The following is a 16,418-nucleotide window of genomic DNA, read 5'->3' as shown; positions in this document are numbered from 1 at the left end:
GCGCCTGCCCCCACCCCTGCGCCCGCCGAAAAGGTGGCCGCCGCCGCCAGCCTGGCGCCCAAGGAAGAAATCCTGCCGTCCAAGCCCGCTCCCGCTGCGTCCGCACCGGCCGCCGCCAAGCCCGAAACCAAACCCGAGCCCAAACCCGAGGCCAAGCCGGCGCCCAAGCCTGAGCCCAAACCGGCCGCCAAGCCCGAACCCAAGCCCGTCGCCAATGCCGACGCCGCCCGCGCCAGTGCGCTGCTCAACGGCACCACGCCGCCGGCCGCCAAACCGGCCGCCGCCGAGGCCGAAGGCCGGTTCGTGGTCCAGGTGGGCGCGTTCTCCGACGTCACCAAGGCACGCGAAGCACGACTGAAGGTGGAAAAAGCGGGCCTCAAAACCTATACACAAGTGGCTGAAACCAAGGACGGCAAGCGCATACGGGTCCGTGTGGGCCCATTTGCCACCAAGGCCGAGGCGGAAAAAGCGGCCGGAAAAATCAAGGGCCTTGATTTGCCGGCCGCCATCCTGACCTTGTAATAAGTTCCTGGCAAATCCGTGGCGGCTGTTGACTGGATTTTTGGGGGGGTGCTGGTTTTTTCCATGCTGCTGGGCGCATGGCGCGGGTTGGTGTACGAGGTCTTGTCGGTGCTGGGCTGGGTAGTGTCGTTTTTTGTGGCGCAATGGTTTGCGCCCGACCTGGCTGCCCGGTTGCCCGTGCAGTCGGCCGCCGACCCGGTGCGTTACGCGGCGGCGTTTGTGCTGATCTTCATCGCCGCTGTGTTCGCGGCGGGGCTGCTGGCATTTTTGATCAAGAAGCTGGTGGCCGCGGTCGGCCTGGCGCCTGTGGACCGTGTGCTGGGCGCCGCGTTCGGCGTGTTGCGCGGCGTGGTGTTGTTGCTGGCCGCGACCGTGGTCATCGACATGACGGCGCTGAAAACCAGCGACTGGTGGCGGGAATCGAAAGGCGCGCCGGTGCTGGCGGCCACGCTCAAAGCCCTGAAGCCGGTGTTGCCCGAACAGTTTGCGAAATATTTAACCTAACTTTGAAGAGTCAACTCATCATGATCGGAACACCATGTGCGGGATAGTCGGCGTCGTCAGCAAAGCCCCCGTCAACCAGCTCATCTATGACGGCCTGCTGCTGCTGCAGCACCGCGGCCAGGATGCGGCGGGCATCGTCACGCAGCAGGGGCGCAAGTTCTACATGCACAAGGCCAAGGGCATGGTGCGCGACGTGTTCCGCACCCGCAACATGCGCGCGCTGCCGGGCACGGTGGGCCTGGGCCAGGTGCGCTACCCGACAGCCGGCAACGCCTACAGCGAGGACGAAGCCCAGCCCTTTTACGTCAACGCTCCCTTCGGGCTGGTGCTGTCGCACAACGGCAACCTGACCAACGCGGCCGAGCTCAAGGCCGAGCTCTTCAACACCGACCACCGCCACATCAACACCGACAGCGACTCCGAAGTGCTGCTCAACGTGCTGGCGCACGAGCTTGAAAAAACCACGCGCGGCCTGCCGCTCAAGCCCGTCGACGTGTTCGCTGCGGTGCGCGGCGTGCACAAGCGCGTGAAGGGTTCCTACGCCGTCGTCGCGCTGATCGCCGGCCACGGCCTGCTGGCCTTCCGCGACCCCTTCGGCATTCGCCCGCTGTGCATAGGGCGCGGGCAGAACGAGGGCGGCGACACCGTCATGGTGGCCAGCGAATCGGTGGCGCTGGAAGGCACCTCGCACCAGTTCGAGCGCGACATCGCGCCGGGCGAGGCCGTCTACGTGGACATGGAAGGCGTGGTGCATGCCGAGCAATGCGCGCCCAATGCCAAGCTCAATCCCTGCATCTTTGAATTCGTCTACCTGGCACGCCCCGACTCGGTGCTGGACGGCATCTCGGTCTACCAGGCCCGCCTGAACCTCGGCGAGACGCTGGCCAAGCGTGTGGTCTCCACCGTGCCGCCCAGCGAGATCGACGTGATCATCCCGATCCCCGAATCCAGCCGCCCCAGCGCCACGCAGCTGGCGCACCTGCTGGGCATTCCTTACCGCGAGGGCTTCGTCAAGAACCGCTATGTGGGCCGCACCTTCATCATGCCGGGGCAGGGCGTGCGCAAAAAATCCGTGCGCCAGAAGCTCAACGTGATCGCCAGCGAGTTCAAGGGCCGCAACGTGCTGCTGGTCGACGACTCCATCGTGCGCGGCACCACCAGCCGCGAGATCGTGCAGATGGCGCGCGACGCCGGCGCGCGCAAGGTGTACCTGGCCAGCGCCGCGCCGCCCGTGCGTTTCCCCAATGTCTACGGCATCGACATGCCCACCCCGGGCGAACTCGTGGCCCACGGCCGCAGCATCGAGGAGATCCGTGAAGTCATAGGCTGCGACGCGCTGATCTACCAGGACGTGGACGGCATGAAACGCGCCATAGGCTCGCTCAACGCCAAGCTCGACGGCTTCGACGCTTCCTGCTTCGACGGCGTCTACATCACCGGCGACGTCACGGCCGAAACCATAGCCGCGATGAACTCGCAGCGTGCCGATGCCGCCGCCGAAGAGGGCGACGTCGATGCATCGCGCCTGGCGCTGCCCAACCCGCAAGAAGCTTGAGCCTGAGCATGACCAGCAAAAGAAAACTGCCCGACAACCTGCACCGCGACACGCTGGCTGTGCGCGTGGCGCTGGAGCCCAGCCAGCATGGCGAAAACTCCGAGGCGCTGTACCTGACCAGCGGCTTTGTGCAGCCCGATGCCGAGACCTCGGCGCGGCGTTTTGCCGACCCGACGGAAGGCTATACCTACGGCCGTACCTCCAACCCCACGGTCACGAGTTTTGAGCGCCGCCTCGCCGCGCTCGAAGGCACGGAAGCCGCCATTGGCGCCTCGACCGGTATGGGCGCCATCCTCATGATGTGCATGGGACTGCTGAAGGCCGGCGACCATGTGATCTGCTCGCGCTCCATGTTCGGCTCGACGATCGCCCTGATCGGCCGCGAGTTCGGCAAGTTCGGCGTGGAGACCACCTTTGTCTCGCAGACCGACCTCAGCGAGTGGAAGGCCGCCTTGCGCCCCGGCACCAAGCTGCTGTTCGCCGAAACGCCGACGAATCCGCTGACCGAGGTGTGCGACATCCGGGCGCTGGCCGACCTGGCGCACAGCGTGGGCGCGCTGCTCGCGGTCGACAACTGCTTTTGCTCGCCGGCCCTGCAACGCCCCGTTGAGTTCGGCGCCGACCTGATCATGCATTCGGGCACCAAGTACCTGGACGGCCAGGGCCGCGTGATGGCGGGCGCGCTCTGCGGCCCGTCCAAGCTCATCGTCGACGTGTTCGGCCCGATTGTGCGCACCGCCGGCATGACGCTGGCGCCCTTTAACGCCTGGGTCGTGCTCAAGGGTCTGGAGACGCTGGGCATACGCATGCAGGCCCAGAGCGCCAACGCGCTGGCCGTCGCGCAGTGGCTGGAGACCCAGCCCGCCGTCAAGCGTGTCTACTACCCGGGCCTGGCCTCGCACCCGCAGCACGAACTGGCCATGCGCCAGCAATCGGGGCTGGGCGGCGCGGTGCTGTCCTTCGACGTGCGCGGCGACACGCCTGAAGCGGCGCGCGCCAACGCCTTCCAGGTCATCAACAGCACGCAGGTGCTCAGCATCGCCACCAACCTGGGCGACACCAAGACCATCATCAGCCACTCGGCCACCACCTCGCACGGGCGCCTCAGTGAAGAGCAGCGCCAGGCCGCCGGCATAGGCCAGGGCCTGCTGCGCCTGGCCGTCGGGCTGGACCACGTGGACGACATCAAGGCCGACCTTTCCCGCGGCCTGGACCGCATCGCATGACAGCTCAAATGACGCAAAAGACCCGCACCCGCTTCGCCCCTTCACCGACCGGCTTCATCCACCTCGGCAACATCCGCTCCGCGCTGTACCCGTGGGCCTTTGCCCGCGCCACCGGCGGCGACTTCATCCTGCGCATCGAAGACACCGACGTGGAGCGCTCCAGCCAGGAGGCCGTCGACGTGATCATCGAGGGCATGCGCTGGCTGGGCCTGAACCACGACGAGGGCCCCTTCTTCCAGATGCAGCGCATGGACCGCTACAAGGCCGTGCTCGCGCAGATGCGCGCGGACGGCCTGGTCTACCCCTGCTACATGAGCGTGGCCGAGCTTGACGCCCTGCGCGAAAAGCAGATGGCCGCCAAGGAAAAACCGCGCTACGACGGCACCTGGCGCCCCGCGCCCGGCAAGACCCTGCCGCCTGTGCCCGAAGGCGTGCAGCCGGTGCTGCGCTTCATGAACCCGCAGGGCGGCAGCGTGGTCTGGGACGACAAGGTCAAGGGCCGCATCGAGATCAGCAACGACGAACTCGACGACCTGGTGATCGCGCGCCCCGACGGCACGCCCACCTACAACTTCTGCGTGGTGGTCGACGACATCGACATGGGCATGACCCACGTGATACGCGGCGACGACCACGTCAACAACACGCCGCGCCAGATCAACATCTTCAGGGCCCTGGGCAAGGAGCCGCCGGTCTATGCCCATCTGCCGACCGTGCTCAATGAGCAGGGCGAAAAACTCAGCAAGCGCAACGGCGCCAAGCCGGTCACGCAATATGCCGCCGAAGGCTACCTGCCAGACGCCATGGTCAACTACCTGGCGCGCCTGGGCTGGAGCCACGGGGACGACGAAATCTTCAGCCGCGAGCAGTTCATCGCCTGGTTCAACCTGGACCACCTGGGCAAGAGCGCCGCGCAGTTCGACGAAACCAAGCTGCGCTGGGTCAACGCCCAGCACCTCAAGGCCATGGCCGACGACAAGCTGGCCGAAGCCGTTGTGCCCTTTCTCGCGGCGCAGGGCGTCACGGGCCAGGACGCGGCATGGATCGCGCGCGGTTGCGGCCTGCTTAAGGACCGCTGCAGCACGCTGGTGGAACTGGCCGGCTGGCTGCAGCGCCTGGTCACCGGCGGCCAACCCGCCGCCGAAGACCTGGCCACGCATGTGACCGAGTCCGTGCGCCCGGCGCTGGCCAAATTGGCTGACGCCCTGGGCAGCGCCGAGTGGAGCAAGGCCGCGATTTCCGCTGCCATCAAGCAGGTGCTGGCCGACACGGGCCTGAAAATGCCGCAGCTGGCCATGCCGGTGCGCGTGCTGGTGCTGGGCACGCCGCAAACCCCGTCGCTGGACGCGATTCTGGAGCTCATGAAACGCGAAGATGTGGTGTCCCGGCTCAAGCTTGTTTGAAGATTTGAAAAAGCCCGAATTTTCGGGCTATAATTCAAGGCTCGACACAATTGCAGGGTAACTTGCAATGGCTTGAAGGGGGTATAGCTCAGCTGGGAGAGCGCTTGCATGGCATGCAAGAGGTCAGCGGTTCGATCCCGCTTACCTCCACCAAAGTTTGTCGCGAAGAATTTGAGAGTTTGTACGGTTCTTGTGTCACAGCAGGGCCGTTCCGGAAGTTCCAAGGTTTTGACCCCATCGTCTAGAGGCCTAGGACATCACCCTTTCACGGTGAGTACCGGGGTTCGAATCCCCGTGGGGTCGCCAGCATTCATCACGCCTTGCGCGTGATGCCCAAGGCGCAAGTTGACAACCGCCGGTCCGCAAGGGCCTGCGACTTGGCTCGAAAGAGCGAATGTTGTCACTACCAGGAGTGGTAGTTCAGTTGGTTAGAATACCGGCCTGTCACGCCGGGGGTCGCGGGTTCGAGTCCCGTCCACTCCGCCAAAATCCGAAAAGGGCTTGCAAGATTTCTTGCAGGCCCTTTTTCTTTTTCAGCCCCTTGTCCTGACGGCGTCCCGGATTTTCAGTAAGCGGCTGCGCAAGTCAGGTTGACGGCCTTGCTTCCACGCCGTTGGACTTGGCGCCTTGTGCGAAACTTCACTCCTCGTCGCGATAGCCGATGCGGCGAACAACAAGCCATTTGAAGGGGGGTCTCGGTCCATGGCAGGTTTTCTCACCGACGAGCGGCGTGCGCGCAGCCTGACACGGGGGCCAGGCGTGATCGAGCGCCAGCTGCGCATCCTCCGGGCACACCGTGAGGCCGCTGCACAGCCCCAGTCCGTGGACTTCGGCTTCGCCACCAATGACCAGCGCAAGGCCGAGCAACTGGCAGCGGAGTTGACCCGACTGGGTCATCAAGCCAAAGCCAAGCCTGCTACCGGCTACCTGGCCCCCTGGAGCAGCCGGCACCTGGAGCATCCGACCTGGGTCGCCTCGGCGCGCTCGGCACCGTTGACCATGCAAGAGGCGGCCCTGTCGCAGTGGGTGGCGGCCATGCAGGTGTTGGGCGAGACGCATGACAGCGAGTTCACGCACTGGCGCTGGCCTGCGCCTGATCTGCTGGCCCGCAATGATGATTACTGCCTGACGGTCGACCCATTCGATGGGCACGTGGACCTGACGATGTACCGCTGGACTGCCGCGACAGAGGCGGCACTCGTTGAAAACGCCGTGGACTGCGTCAGCCCCGGAAACGGTATCGAAAGCCTCAAGGTGCTGGCCCGGCACGCCCATCAAATCCGAAAACTGAAAAGTCCGTCGGACAACGTGTCGCTCACCGATCTGCCCGTGCTGCATGAACTGGAGGAGATCTACCTGCCCAGTGCTCCGTCAACGCATGGGGACTATCGCTTGCTCCCAAAACTGAAAGCATTCTCATGCCTGGACGCCGAAACCTTGTCGCCGCAAAGCCTGCAGCACCCCGGCCTGCGAAGCCTGAGGCTCTACCGCCCACGCAAACTCAAGAGCTTGAATGCGCTGGCACCCTGCAGCCAACTCCAGTCGCTGGAGCTTCGTGGCGCGCCTCTGGCGAATCTCGCTGGCATTGAAAGCTTGCGCCAGTTGCACACCCTGAGGCTGGCGCACAGCCGCAGCCTGAGCGACATATCCGACCTCGCCACCCTGGAAGGGCTGGAGGTACTGGAGATGTTCAAGGCCCCCAAGCTCACGTCACTGCAAGCAATCGAAGGCCTGAAGAGCTTGCGCTGGATTTTCATGCATGGCGCGGCGGGGCCGATTGACAGCTTCGGCGCTCTGAAGCGATGGTCGCATTTGCAAAGCGGCGAGTTGCTGCTGCCGGCAACCCAGGTGGACTGGGCCACGCTCGCCAACCATCACGAAGTTGCCCAGCTCGTGCTTTACACGCAGCCTGGCGTCGCCTTGCCCGACGAAGCGCGGCTACGAACGGAGTTGGCAGCACACGGCCGACACGTGCGCAGCTTGCGGCTATACCCCAAGGGCGAATGCCCGGCTGTGGACGTGACCTTCGAGTCGCCATACTGGCGACTACCCGAACCGCCAGCGGGCCACCACAGGACCGTGGTGAACTAGCCTTAAACCCGCCAAAGTTCTGGGCCTGCTTGGGGCCGAACTCGGGTGTTCGCGGCCGGTCTTCCTAACATGATCGAGCTCTACCCGCACGTGCTGGTGCTGTCCACGCTCTATCCCAAGGGGCCGCAGGAAACGGTCAACGTGGTGGAGTTTTATTACCCGAAGAGATCGCCGCCTTCGAGCCGGAGGTCATGGAGGCGCACCGCGCCGCCTACATGGAAACCGCCAGGGAAGACGACGAGATCGGCGAACGCATGGACGCCGGCCGGCGCGCGCTGCTGGCGCGCGGCGTATCTGACACCGGGCCCTACCAGTCGCCGCTGGAAGACGGCATGCGGCATTTCCACGAATGGTACCGGCGCACCATGGGCGCTGATTGCCCGGCCTGATGCCACGGGCTTGAAGCCGGAGGGCCACCGGCCCCACAATGCAGCCATGCGCAAACATCTTTCCGAGACCACCGGCCTGCAGCGGCTCACCCTGGGGCTGGTTGCCGGGCTCATCGTCGCGGCGCTGCCTTTGCCCCTGGGCTGGCAGTTTTGCGGCCTGCTGGGCTGGTGCGCCGGCATCAGCGTTTACCTGGGCCTGGCCTGGTGGCTGTGCGTGCGCTTTGACGCCCAGCGCACACGCGAACGCGCGCAGGCGCAGGACGAACCCAGTGTGGTGCTGTTTTTGCTGATGCTGCTGGCCACCATGGCCTGCGTCGCGGCCATCACGGTCGTAATGCAGCAGGCCAAAGACCTGTCGGGCCTGGAGCGCACGCTGCACATCCTGCTGTCCGTTGCGGCGCTGGCCGCCTCCTGGCTGTTCATCCAGACGATTTACGCCTTCCGTTACGCGCACCGCTACTACCAGGAAGAAAAACTCAACGAACCGGACGGGCCCGGCCTGTGTTTCCCTGGCGGGCTGGACCCGGATTACTTCGACTTCCTGTACTACGCCCACGTGGTCGGCATGACCTCGCAGGTCTCCGACGTGCAGGTCACCTCGCGCGAGATGCGCCGGCTCACGCTGGTGCACAGCGTGCTGTCCTTCGGCTTCAACATGCTGGTCCTGGCGCTCAGCATCAATGTGGTGGCGGGGGCGTTGCAGTAGGAATCGGCTGCTTGCTTCGCGCTAGTCCATATTGAGGAGGCGGCCACCATGCTGGCCGCCTAGAATCGCCTTGCAGATCTTGCGGGCGCAATAGCCATAAGCTTGCTGCATACCTTTAGCGGAGTTCTTAAAAGATGTTTTTTTCTCACCACGGTCGAGCATCGTTGCTTCTGCTTATTGGCCTTTGGGGGATCTCGATGAATCCCGCCCTGGCCCAAGCGCAGAAGCTCAGTCCTGAAGTGCTGGATGAGTTGAAAAAGGTCGCCGCCATCTACGGAATGATCCAGACGGACTATGTAAAGCCCGTGGAAGGCACTGCAGTCCTGGCCTCCTGCATGAAGGGCATGCTGAACAAACTGGATGCACCATCCGCCTACCTGGACAAAGAGGAGTTCGAGGACTTCCAGCGAGGGCCTTCCAAAGATGTTGTCGGCATTGGTGTCGAGATAGTCGTTCGTGCGGGTTTGCCCACTGTGGTCTCAGCCCTTGAAGGATCACCCGCATCTCGAGCCGGGCTCCGCCCCAAGGACTACATCGTGGAGATCGATGGCCATTCCATGGAAGAGAGCGAGGTCCAAGACGCCTTAAAAAGGCTGCGAGGAAAACCCGGCACAACAGTCAGCCTGGCCATCCGGCGCCCGGGCGAGATGGAGAACCGTTCGCTTACGCTGGTGAGAGAGCCAACTTATCTCAGGCGGGTATCTTCACGGCGGGCGCCGTTTGACATCGGGTACCTGCGCATTCCCAGCGTCAATGACAACACGGCCGCTGATGCGCGCGCGGAGTTTCGCAAGCTTCAGACCCCCGGCCCCCTGCGTGGCCTTGTACTCGACTTGAGAAACTCTCCCGGCGGGCTGCTGCTGTCATCGATCGAACTGGCGGCGATGTTCTTGCCCCCGGATGCGCCGGTCGCGAGCACAGAGGGCCGCTTGCCTGAATCGAATAAAGCCTGGACGGCAAACAGGGACGAAATTCTGAAAAGCAGCTATGCAAAACGCGACGAATGGCCTGAAGCCATGAAGTCCGTACCGCTGCTGGTGCTTGTCAATGCCGGTACTGCGTCCGGCGCGGAGATCATCGCCGCGGCACTGAGAGACAACAACCGCGCCAAATTGATGGGAAGCAAGACTTTTGGCCGGGGAACGATTCAGACGATCAGGCCGTTGTCGAAAGATGCGGCGATCAAGCTGACCACCGCGTTTTACAAAACGCCAGGTGGCCGGCAGTTGCAAGGCAATGGCCTGGAGCCGGACCTGCAGGCTCCGGACCTCCAGCGGCTGGAAGATGCAGGGACGGACCAGGATCCCGGTTTGAGCAAGGCGGTCGGCTGGCTTCGTGCGCCGTCATGAGATGGGGAGAAGAGGTGTTCATGCGTTCATGGGAGGTCGTTCAGAGGCCCCAAGGAACAACACGTGACCGATAAACTTGATCGCTATATCGATCCGCTTCTGTCTTTGGTCAAAGAGGCGATAGCTTGCTCCCCTGAGAGCTGGAATGAGGGACGTCTCACAATTGAATGCGACGGCTCCTACATGAACTACGCGCTTAAGAACGAAAAGAATGAAGAGAAAGCTCAGATCAGCGGGGCACTGCGCCAGCTCTGTGAAGATCTCTACGTTCTCATGCGGCAATCGGGCGATTGGTGGACGGTTGCGGTGATCCACGTTTTTCGCGAGGATGATTCCTGGTCATATAAAGTCAACTTCACGTATCCGAAGCTTGATGAGGCCTCCCCACCGGCTCTACGTTTAGCCACCAAGCCATGGTGGAAGCTCTGGCAGTAATGCTGGCGGTACCTTGCCCCTCCGTCAGGGGCGTCCTGCAGGCGGGCCGCCCTTACATCGAATGTTAGACCATGCTCATGAGAGTCTTCTACTTACTGCATTCATTTGACTTCGAATACGATTCGGGCGACCACCTGCGTGGACAGCTATTGCTCAACGATGAGCAACGAATCGAATTGCAGAGTCTTCTCGAAGAGGAGGATGAGTGGTACCTTGATAATGAAGGAGAGCGGCTCCTGCCGGACGAGCTATTTCTTAGGTCGCCCTGGAGTGCGGAGGGCCCAAGTGGGATGGTGAAGATCTTGTGCCGCTTTATTGATGTCCAGGATGGGACCGCATGGTTTCAGACGCAGGACGCCTATCCTGGGGAACTGTTTCGATAGGTGCAAATCATGAGTGATGCAGCGTACAGGGAATGCTCGTTCTAACTGGTCAATCGACACGGGCTTACAGCGGCAGGAGGCGGTTTCCCTGCAAGTGTTGGTGGTCCGGTGATTTCTACGTTAGGCGGTAATGAGCGACTGGGAATGCAAGACATGTGGAGCTTTTAATAGCTTGGGAGCTTCTGCCTGCCATACATGCAACAGGGCGCGTTACGCATCTCGCGATCCGAAACATAAAGAGCAGATTTTCACCGCCTCAGGGGCCACCGGGTGCCTCTTGATAGTCGCCGCCGCTGTATTTCTAGGGCTCTGGTTTCTCTACCGTGTGCTCGCAAGCGTTTGCTGGATATGCAAGTAGCATGTGCCCGGCGTTCAGGCCTCGGATTCGTGGCAAACCACCTCGATGTTGTGCCCGTCGGGGCCAATCACAAAAGCCGCATAGTAGTTCGCATGGTAGTGGGGACGCAGGCCGGGCGCGCCATTGTCCTTGCCGCCCGCCTCCAGCGCCGCGCGATAGAAATCCTCGACCTGCCGGCGATTGCTGGCGATGAACGCCAGGTGAAGATGCGCCGGCTTCTCTGCGGTCTGGAACAGGCACAAAGAAGCCTTGGCCTTTGAGCTCAGCTCAACACCGTAGGCCGGCGGCCCCTCCGAGGCAACCGCTACGCCGAGCGGCTCAAGTGCCTTGAGGAAGAAGGCCTTGCTCGCCGCATAGTCGCTGACTCCGAATTTGACGTGGTCAAACATGGGTTCTCCTGAAATGCACCAGCTTGTCGCCAGGGGATTGCTCAATGATGAATTCGCTGTCTTTCATGCATGCTTTGGCCCCTCAGTGTGAGTCTGGGTAATCTTGCAGGCAAGCTGTCAGTTCTCATTGACTTTGCTGAAGAATTCAATAAAACGCCCAGTGTGAACCCAATAGACAGTGGGGGACTGAAAGTGGATGTGCTGGCCTGACTCTTCCTCGCCAGAATCGAGGACCAGAAAGACGGAATCATTTGAGCACCACAAGACTTTGTAAGGACTTGAGGTACCTGTCTCTTCGAAGGTCGTTGTGGAGGTATTGCCGTCGTAGCTGATGAACAGTTTTCCGAGGTCGCGTTGAACCAATCTTTGAAAGTCGGCGGAGCCTGGTGGGAAATCACCCCACTCGTGGATCGTCCGCTCGCGATCTGAGTGCCGCTTGCCTACCAGCCAGTGTGCTGGTGATGCTTTCATTGCGTTGGTACTCATAAGGCAGCAGTCTCGAACGCCGTCCTAAGCATCTGCATTTCGCCTCCGGCGCAAAATCCAACCGGCCGCTACAAATGCAACGCCAACACCAAGAATAATGAACTCAACGAAGTGGTGACCTTCCACCGGACCGGCCCTGAAATACTGGCCGTCAGCAGGAATTCCATGCATCCAGGCCCAAAGTTCAAGCGGTAGAAGGTCTTCGGCACCAGACAACAGCAAGGCCCCAATGAGTGCCAGTACGCAGCCCGCGCGGATCAGGAAAGTACTCATTGAATAGTCTTCACGATTTCTGCAGTTTCTTGTCGAGGTACTCAGGCGATTCCGCAGGCGCTTGATGACGGAAACGACCTGGGGACGTTAGATCGGCTGTGGATCAGGCAGCATTTTGCTTCCGGGAGGCAAGCCATGCGCCGATCGCCAAACTCGCCGGCAGTGCTATTGACCACAGGGCTATTCGCAAGTGAGATTGTGTGGCCGGAAGCTGGGCGAAGAACCAATAGGCGACTACAACTCCGAATAAGGTGTTCGGCGCAAGCCACGAGCGTGCCGGGCTCAAGCGCTTCGCGGCATACCCGATGGCCAGTAGCGCGAGACAGCAAACGCCGATGGAAACTAGCCAGACCCCGTTGTTGGCCCAACCGCTGGCGGGGTCGCGAGGCTGCGCCGCCATCGGTTCCGGCGCCAAGGCCGTCAGAACCGGCTCCGCCACGATGGATGCGAAAAAAAGCGCGGCAAGGGCGAATGCTCCGACGAGCAAGGCCAGCCATGAGCGGCGCTTTGGTGGGGTGGGGGATTCCGGATTCATCCCTGCCAAAGCCCCGGATTCCCACGAAAGAAGCGCAGCAGCTCCTTGAACTTGGCCTCATCATCCGCATACGGATTCGGCACGGACTTGTACGCTCGCTCGGCGGCCTCTTCATCCGCAGGTGCTTTACGAACCGATACCAATGCCTTGGCGAGGGCTTGTGCTTCGGCGTGCATGCCGATGTGCTCGTAAGCATCCACCGCGCGCTGAAGAAGCTCCTCTCCCGCATTCGTCAATGCGGTCCAGCCGTTGAACTCATAGTCGTCTTCAAGCCAGAAGATGGGAAATGCGAGTTGAAAGGCGACAGGCCACTCGGTGATCCTGGTCTGCGCTTCTTCGCTGATGTGCAGGGGCATGTAGCTCAGGATCTCGAGGAACAGATCGTCGTCGGCGACTGACCAGAAATCCATCGGTATGGGATCGCTGTGGGCGCGGTCCGGGTAGAAGCGGTGCATATAGTCCTGCAAGGCGCGCAGGGACGGCTCAAGCAGGGGTGGCGGCGAGTAGGGCGGCATGGGTGGCACCGCAGGCCTCACATCACCAGGCAAAAATGGAACTGGTCCGCCTCTTTCCCGGCCTCGGAGACTTTGGCCAGGCAGTCTTCCAGTTCCTCAATGAGTTCGGGGCGCAGCTTTTCCTTGATGCCTTTGACTTCGCCTGACTTCAAACGCTCGACGATTTTGGTGAGTGAAGGCAAGGCATCGGCGGGTGCAAACCACTTTTCGTTCTCGGCGATCCACGACTCAGGGAGATCGTCCTCGGAAAAGTTGTACTGCATGTCGGTGGTGTCGATGAAGTCCGAAAGCGCGCGCACACCCAGGCTTCTGGCGAGTTCATCTAATGCTTCAGAAGCCTTGCAAAACAGCGAGTGGTCGTAGTCGTCGCCTGAATCATCGGTGCCGACTCTGGACTTTCTGCGCACCCAAATTGTGTCGCTCATGCCTTCCTCCGTGATGTGTAGGTATTGAGTCCCGGAAATATATCCTTGAAATGGTCAGGCGGGGCCGCAGACCTTCGACTTGGACGGCTAATTAGGCGGCGTACGTTTCATAAGATGCATTTCGGCTCCGTCCAGAAGTCTTGTTGCGGCTTAAAGGTCTTCAATTGATCCAGGATCGCCGGATCTCTTTTGGCGAGATCGTTCATGACCCAAGTACCCCTCTGATCCTGATAGAGCGAAGCAAGAACATAAAGTTGGGAATCAATGTCTATCCGCAGCTTTGCGAGTGTCTCTTTCGTGCACCCACGGGAAAGTTCACCTTCAAGCTCACGCAAGCGCTGCAATTTTGTGAGGCCCAGGTCCGCTTGAACTGATGCAAGCATCTGGCCATACGCGTCCTTGGCCTGGCCCCTGCCGATGTGAATGCCGGCTACATACGCTCCGGCAATACCTGTGATGACCAGGAGCGCCACGGCGGTAATGAATAAATAGCGACGTGTCATTGTCATTTCCACTTAGTTGCGCCTCGGGTTGGATGGGCCCATGTCGATTGTCGCCTTAACCTGTGCGGCCGCATCCCCTCACTGACTCTCCTTCGAAGACGAACGACTCATTCTGCCCTTCGAGCGTGAGATGAATTCTCTGAATGGGCCAGAGCCGACCTTCCTTCACGGCTTCGACCCGAACGCTGCCGCGCGCGGCCGAGCCTCGCACTTGGTAGGAAGCTTCAGCAGGCGAGCCGAGGCCGCGATCATTAAAGTGACCCGAAGCTGCATACCAGCCAACTATCTCATTTCCCAGCTGGGATTTTGCAAAACTGCGCAGGTAGTTCAAGGATGACTCGAAGAGGAACTCCAGTGCGGCGGCGGGATTGAGTCCCTCGATGGGGCGCGGCCACCACCACTGCTTGTCCGGCAGTGGTACCCAGGGATGGTCAGCATTCTGCGGTCCCTTCTGTTTCCAGAGCATCACTTCGTCGAGCGTCAGCTTCCGCACACCACAACGGACGATGCTACATGATCGCGGCGATGACCCATCGATGAGGGAAATGCCACTGATTCCATCCTTTCCATCCACCTTGACGCAGAGACAAGGATGGAACGAGCAGTCTTCGTAGTAGTCCTCGGGCTGAAATGTGTTCATGGGCAGGCTAAGGTAGATGGTAGGTAAGGGCCAGGTGCGACCGAAGGGAGCGGACACACTCGTGCGTACGTGTTAATTGTGCGGCTAGTTCTTCGCTTCTCAGTCATGCGCGATATCGTCCAAATTGGTAGAGGGCGAGACCCGTCCGATTTCCTCACTGGCGTGATCAATGACCACAAGCCATTCCTGAAGTGGGTCGCTAGCAGTCATGATTTTTCGAAAGATAGCTGCAATTTCACGCCGGAAATGCAGCAGCGCAGAACTTGAAATCGGCTTGTGCAGATGGAGCTGGATAAGAACGTCGTCTTCCCTCCAGTCGTAACGCATGCGCTGGACATCGACTTCACCCGCGGCAGCGACTAACTCCACCAGCGCCAGGCGGATTGACTCCTCCATGGGCTGTCGGCCAAGATGACGTTGACGTTGCTTCGACACTTGAGACCTAACGAAAAGGATTCCGCAAGATTTTTATTTCGCCGGGCTCACATAGCGCTCATACAGCTTGCCGGCCAGCTTCTGCATCACGTCGTCGGTATTGGGCGTCGCCACGTTGGCCATGACGACGATAGCCGCGTCGCGTTCGGTGTCGACCCAGATATAGGCCTTGTTCATATTGTTGGAGCCGCCATGGAAAGCGACGGGGTAGGGCGTCCAGGCCATTTTGGTGGAGCCCCAGCCCAGCGCGTACTGCGCTGCGCCCGCCACCGTGGTGGATGAGGTTGAAGCGGCCGACATGGAGACCACGGGGGTGACGAGCTTCTTCATCGTTTCTGGTTTGACCAGGAAGGGCGCGCGCTTGCCTTGCCCTGCCATCCAGCTGCCCCACTGCACAAAGTCCAGCACCGACATGTGGGCGGTGCCGGCCGGGCTGATGACCAGGGGGTTGTCGGCTTCGGGCCCACCAATCATGGCCTTGAGCTTGCCGTCGACCACGGCGTGGCCCAGCGGTGCGTCTATGCGGCCCAGGGTGGCTTGCGGGCCTATGCCGGCGCTGGTGAGTTGCAGCGGCGTGAAGACGCGGTCAAAGATCAGTTCTTCCCACGACTTCTCGCCCACGCGCTCAATCATGGCGCCGGCCATGGTGTAGCCGAGATTGGAGTAGGCGAATGACGCGCCGGGCTCGCGGGCCAGGGGCTTGGTGACGGTCTGCTTGACCATCCAGTAGCGTTGGTCGTTGAGGTTACCGGGCTGGAAGACCACCTTGGCGAGCAGCGCGTCAAAGTCCGCGTTGTCGGAGGGTAGGCCGCTGGTGTGCGACAGCAGTTGGGTCAGCGTGACGCGTTTGACACCGGCATCCATGCCGGCGGCCAGTTCGGGAAACACCTGCTCAAACGTGCTGTCCCAGCGCAGCTTGCCGGCCTCCACCATCATGGCGGCCAGCAAGGATGTCATGGCCTTGGTGTCCGAACCTATGTGAAAGCGGTCCTGGTGTGTGACGGGAATGCTGGTGCCGACACGGCGCGTGCCGCCTGTGCCCACGGCCATCAGTGTGCCCTTGCTGACCACCGCGGCGGCCAGTGCGGGAAAGCCGGCTTCCTTTGCTTCCGCGCTGACCATCGCATCGAGCGAGTCCTGGGCCTGCGCGCTACCTGCGGAGGCGATCAGGTAGATGCCAGTGAGCAGGGCGCGCAAGCCCGTTGTTGAAGCCATGGAAGTGGTAGCGCGCCCGGCCTGGCCGGAAGCATGGAACTGCAGCATGTGAGTCGCCCTTGTTGTGTGAACCAGGTTGAT

The 16,418-nt window shown here is 61.5% G+C and carries 18 protein-coding genes, 3 tRNA genes and 1 pseudogene; 13 read left to right on the top strand and 9 right to left on the bottom strand.

From position 1 onward, the window contains the following. The 13 genes and pseudogenes from ACEN8I_RS07975 to ACEN8I_RS07915 all read left to right on the top strand — a co-directional run. On the top strand, nucleotides 1–522 hold a 522-nt coding region (locus ACEN8I_RS07975; RefSeq protein ID WP_413327778.1), incomplete at its 5' end, for an SPOR domain-containing protein. An 18-nt stretch (nucleotides 523–540) separates the two neighbouring features. After that, nucleotides 541–1,026: a CvpA family protein gene (locus ACEN8I_RS07970; RefSeq protein WP_413327777.1), complete on the top strand. Its 486-nt coding sequence runs from the start codon at nucleotides 541–543 to the stop codon at nucleotides 1,024–1,026. Between the two features lie 34 nt (nucleotides 1,027–1,060). Then, nucleotides 1,061–2,581, top strand: coding sequence for an amidophosphoribosyltransferase (gene purF, locus ACEN8I_RS07965; RefSeq protein WP_413327776.1), 1,521 nt, complete (start codon nucleotides 1,061–1,063; stop codon nucleotides 2,579–2,581). An 8-nt stretch (nucleotides 2,582–2,589) separates the two neighbouring features. Further along, entirely contained in the window at nucleotides 2,590–3,807 is a 1,218-nt protein-coding gene (locus ACEN8I_RS07960) for an O-succinylhomoserine sulfhydrylase (RefSeq protein ID WP_413327774.1), read from the top strand. 8 nt (nucleotides 3,808–3,815) lie between these two features. Next, the gene (gltX, locus tag ACEN8I_RS07955; protein ID WP_413327785.1) at nucleotides 3,816–5,210 is read left to right on the top strand and encodes a glutamate--tRNA ligase; all 1,395 of its coding nucleotides are present in this window, start codon (nucleotides 3,816–3,818) and stop codon (nucleotides 5,208–5,210) included. Nucleotides 5,211–5,287: 77 nt separating this feature from the next. Beyond that, a tRNA-Ala gene (locus ACEN8I_RS07950) sits at nucleotides 5,288–5,363 on the top strand. 77 nt (nucleotides 5,364–5,440) lie between these two features. Then, nucleotides 5,441–5,516: transfer RNA gene (locus ACEN8I_RS07945), tRNA-Glu, on the top strand. Between the two features lie 103 nt (nucleotides 5,517–5,619). Then, a tRNA-Asp gene (locus ACEN8I_RS07940) sits at nucleotides 5,620–5,696 on the top strand. A 216-nt stretch (nucleotides 5,697–5,912) separates the two neighbouring features. Next, entirely contained in the window at nucleotides 5,913–7,301 is a 1,389-nt protein-coding gene (locus ACEN8I_RS07935) for a hypothetical protein (RefSeq protein ID WP_413327773.1), read from the top strand. Between the two features lie 66 nt (nucleotides 7,302–7,367). Continuing rightward, nucleotides 7,368–7,690: pseudogene (locus ACEN8I_RS07930) on the top strand (SRPBCC family protein); the annotation flags it as partial. Nucleotides 7,691–7,736: 46 nt separating this feature from the next. Next, complete coding sequence (locus ACEN8I_RS07925) at nucleotides 7,737–8,396, top strand: DUF1345 domain-containing protein (protein ID WP_413327772.1); 660 nt, start codon at nucleotides 7,737–7,739, stop codon at nucleotides 8,394–8,396. 164 nt (nucleotides 8,397–8,560) lie between these two features. Next, the gene (locus ACEN8I_RS07920) at nucleotides 8,561–9,745 is read left to right on the top strand and encodes a S41 family peptidase (protein WP_413327771.1); all 1,185 of its coding nucleotides are present in this window, start codon (nucleotides 8,561–8,563) and stop codon (nucleotides 9,743–9,745) included. 63 nt (nucleotides 9,746–9,808) lie between these two features. Beyond that, entirely contained in the window at nucleotides 9,809–10,180 is a 372-nt protein-coding gene (locus tag ACEN8I_RS07915; protein WP_413327770.1) for a hypothetical protein, read from the top strand. A 755-nt stretch (nucleotides 10,181–10,935) separates the two neighbouring features. Here ACEN8I_RS07915 and ACEN8I_RS07910 read toward each other — a convergent pair. The 9 genes from ACEN8I_RS07910 to ACEN8I_RS07870 form a co-directional block, all read right to left on the bottom strand. Next, a complete protein-coding gene (locus ACEN8I_RS07910) occupies nucleotides 10,936–11,310 on the bottom strand; it encodes a VOC family protein (protein ID WP_413327768.1) in 375 nt (124 codons plus the stop codon). A 117-nt stretch (nucleotides 11,311–11,427) separates the two neighbouring features. Then, nucleotides 11,428–11,796 (bottom strand): hypothetical protein, encoded by a 369-nt coding sequence (locus ACEN8I_RS07905; RefSeq protein ID WP_413327767.1) that lies wholly within the window; start codon nucleotides 11,794–11,796, stop codon nucleotides 11,428–11,430. 24 nt (nucleotides 11,797–11,820) lie between these two features. Continuing rightward, the gene (locus tag ACEN8I_RS07900; protein ID WP_413327766.1) at nucleotides 11,821–12,069 is read right to left on the bottom strand and encodes a hypothetical protein; all 249 of its coding nucleotides are present in this window, start codon (nucleotides 12,067–12,069) and stop codon (nucleotides 11,821–11,823) included. Between the two features lie 531 nt (nucleotides 12,070–12,600). Then, nucleotides 12,601–13,119 (bottom strand): hypothetical protein, encoded by a 519-nt coding sequence (locus ACEN8I_RS07895; RefSeq protein ID WP_413327765.1) that lies wholly within the window; start codon nucleotides 13,117–13,119, stop codon nucleotides 12,601–12,603. A 17-nt stretch (nucleotides 13,120–13,136) separates the two neighbouring features. Continuing rightward, a complete protein-coding gene (locus ACEN8I_RS07890) occupies nucleotides 13,137–13,544 on the bottom strand; it encodes a hypothetical protein (protein WP_413327764.1) in 408 nt (135 codons plus the stop codon). 107 nt (nucleotides 13,545–13,651) lie between these two features. Beyond that, nucleotides 13,652–14,047, bottom strand: a complete 396-nt coding sequence (locus ACEN8I_RS07885; protein WP_413327763.1) for a hypothetical protein — start codon at nucleotides 14,045–14,047, stop codon at nucleotides 13,652–13,654. Between the two features lie 55 nt (nucleotides 14,048–14,102). After that, on the bottom strand, nucleotides 14,103–14,687 hold the full coding sequence (locus tag ACEN8I_RS07880; RefSeq protein ID WP_413327762.1) for a hypothetical protein: 585 nt from the start codon (nucleotides 14,685–14,687) through the stop codon (nucleotides 14,103–14,105). Between the two features lie 99 nt (nucleotides 14,688–14,786). Continuing rightward, nucleotides 14,787–15,083, bottom strand: coding sequence for a hypothetical protein (locus tag ACEN8I_RS07875; protein WP_413327760.1), 297 nt, complete (start codon nucleotides 15,081–15,083; stop codon nucleotides 14,787–14,789). A gap of 72 nt (nucleotides 15,084–15,155) precedes the next feature. Next, on the bottom strand, nucleotides 15,156–16,385 hold the full coding sequence (locus ACEN8I_RS07870; protein WP_413327759.1) for a serine hydrolase domain-containing protein: 1,230 nt from the start codon (nucleotides 16,383–16,385) through the stop codon (nucleotides 15,156–15,158). Nucleotides 16,386–16,418 lie beyond the last annotated feature (33 nt).

Origin of the sequence: Polaromonas sp. CT11-55 (assembly GCF_047303325.1) — a bacterium.
Classification (GTDB): Bacteria; Pseudomonadota; Gammaproteobacteria; order Burkholderiales; family Burkholderiaceae_C; genus Polaromonas.
Note: the sequence above shows the minus strand (reverse complement) of the source record. Positions and strands in the feature narration are given on the sequence as shown.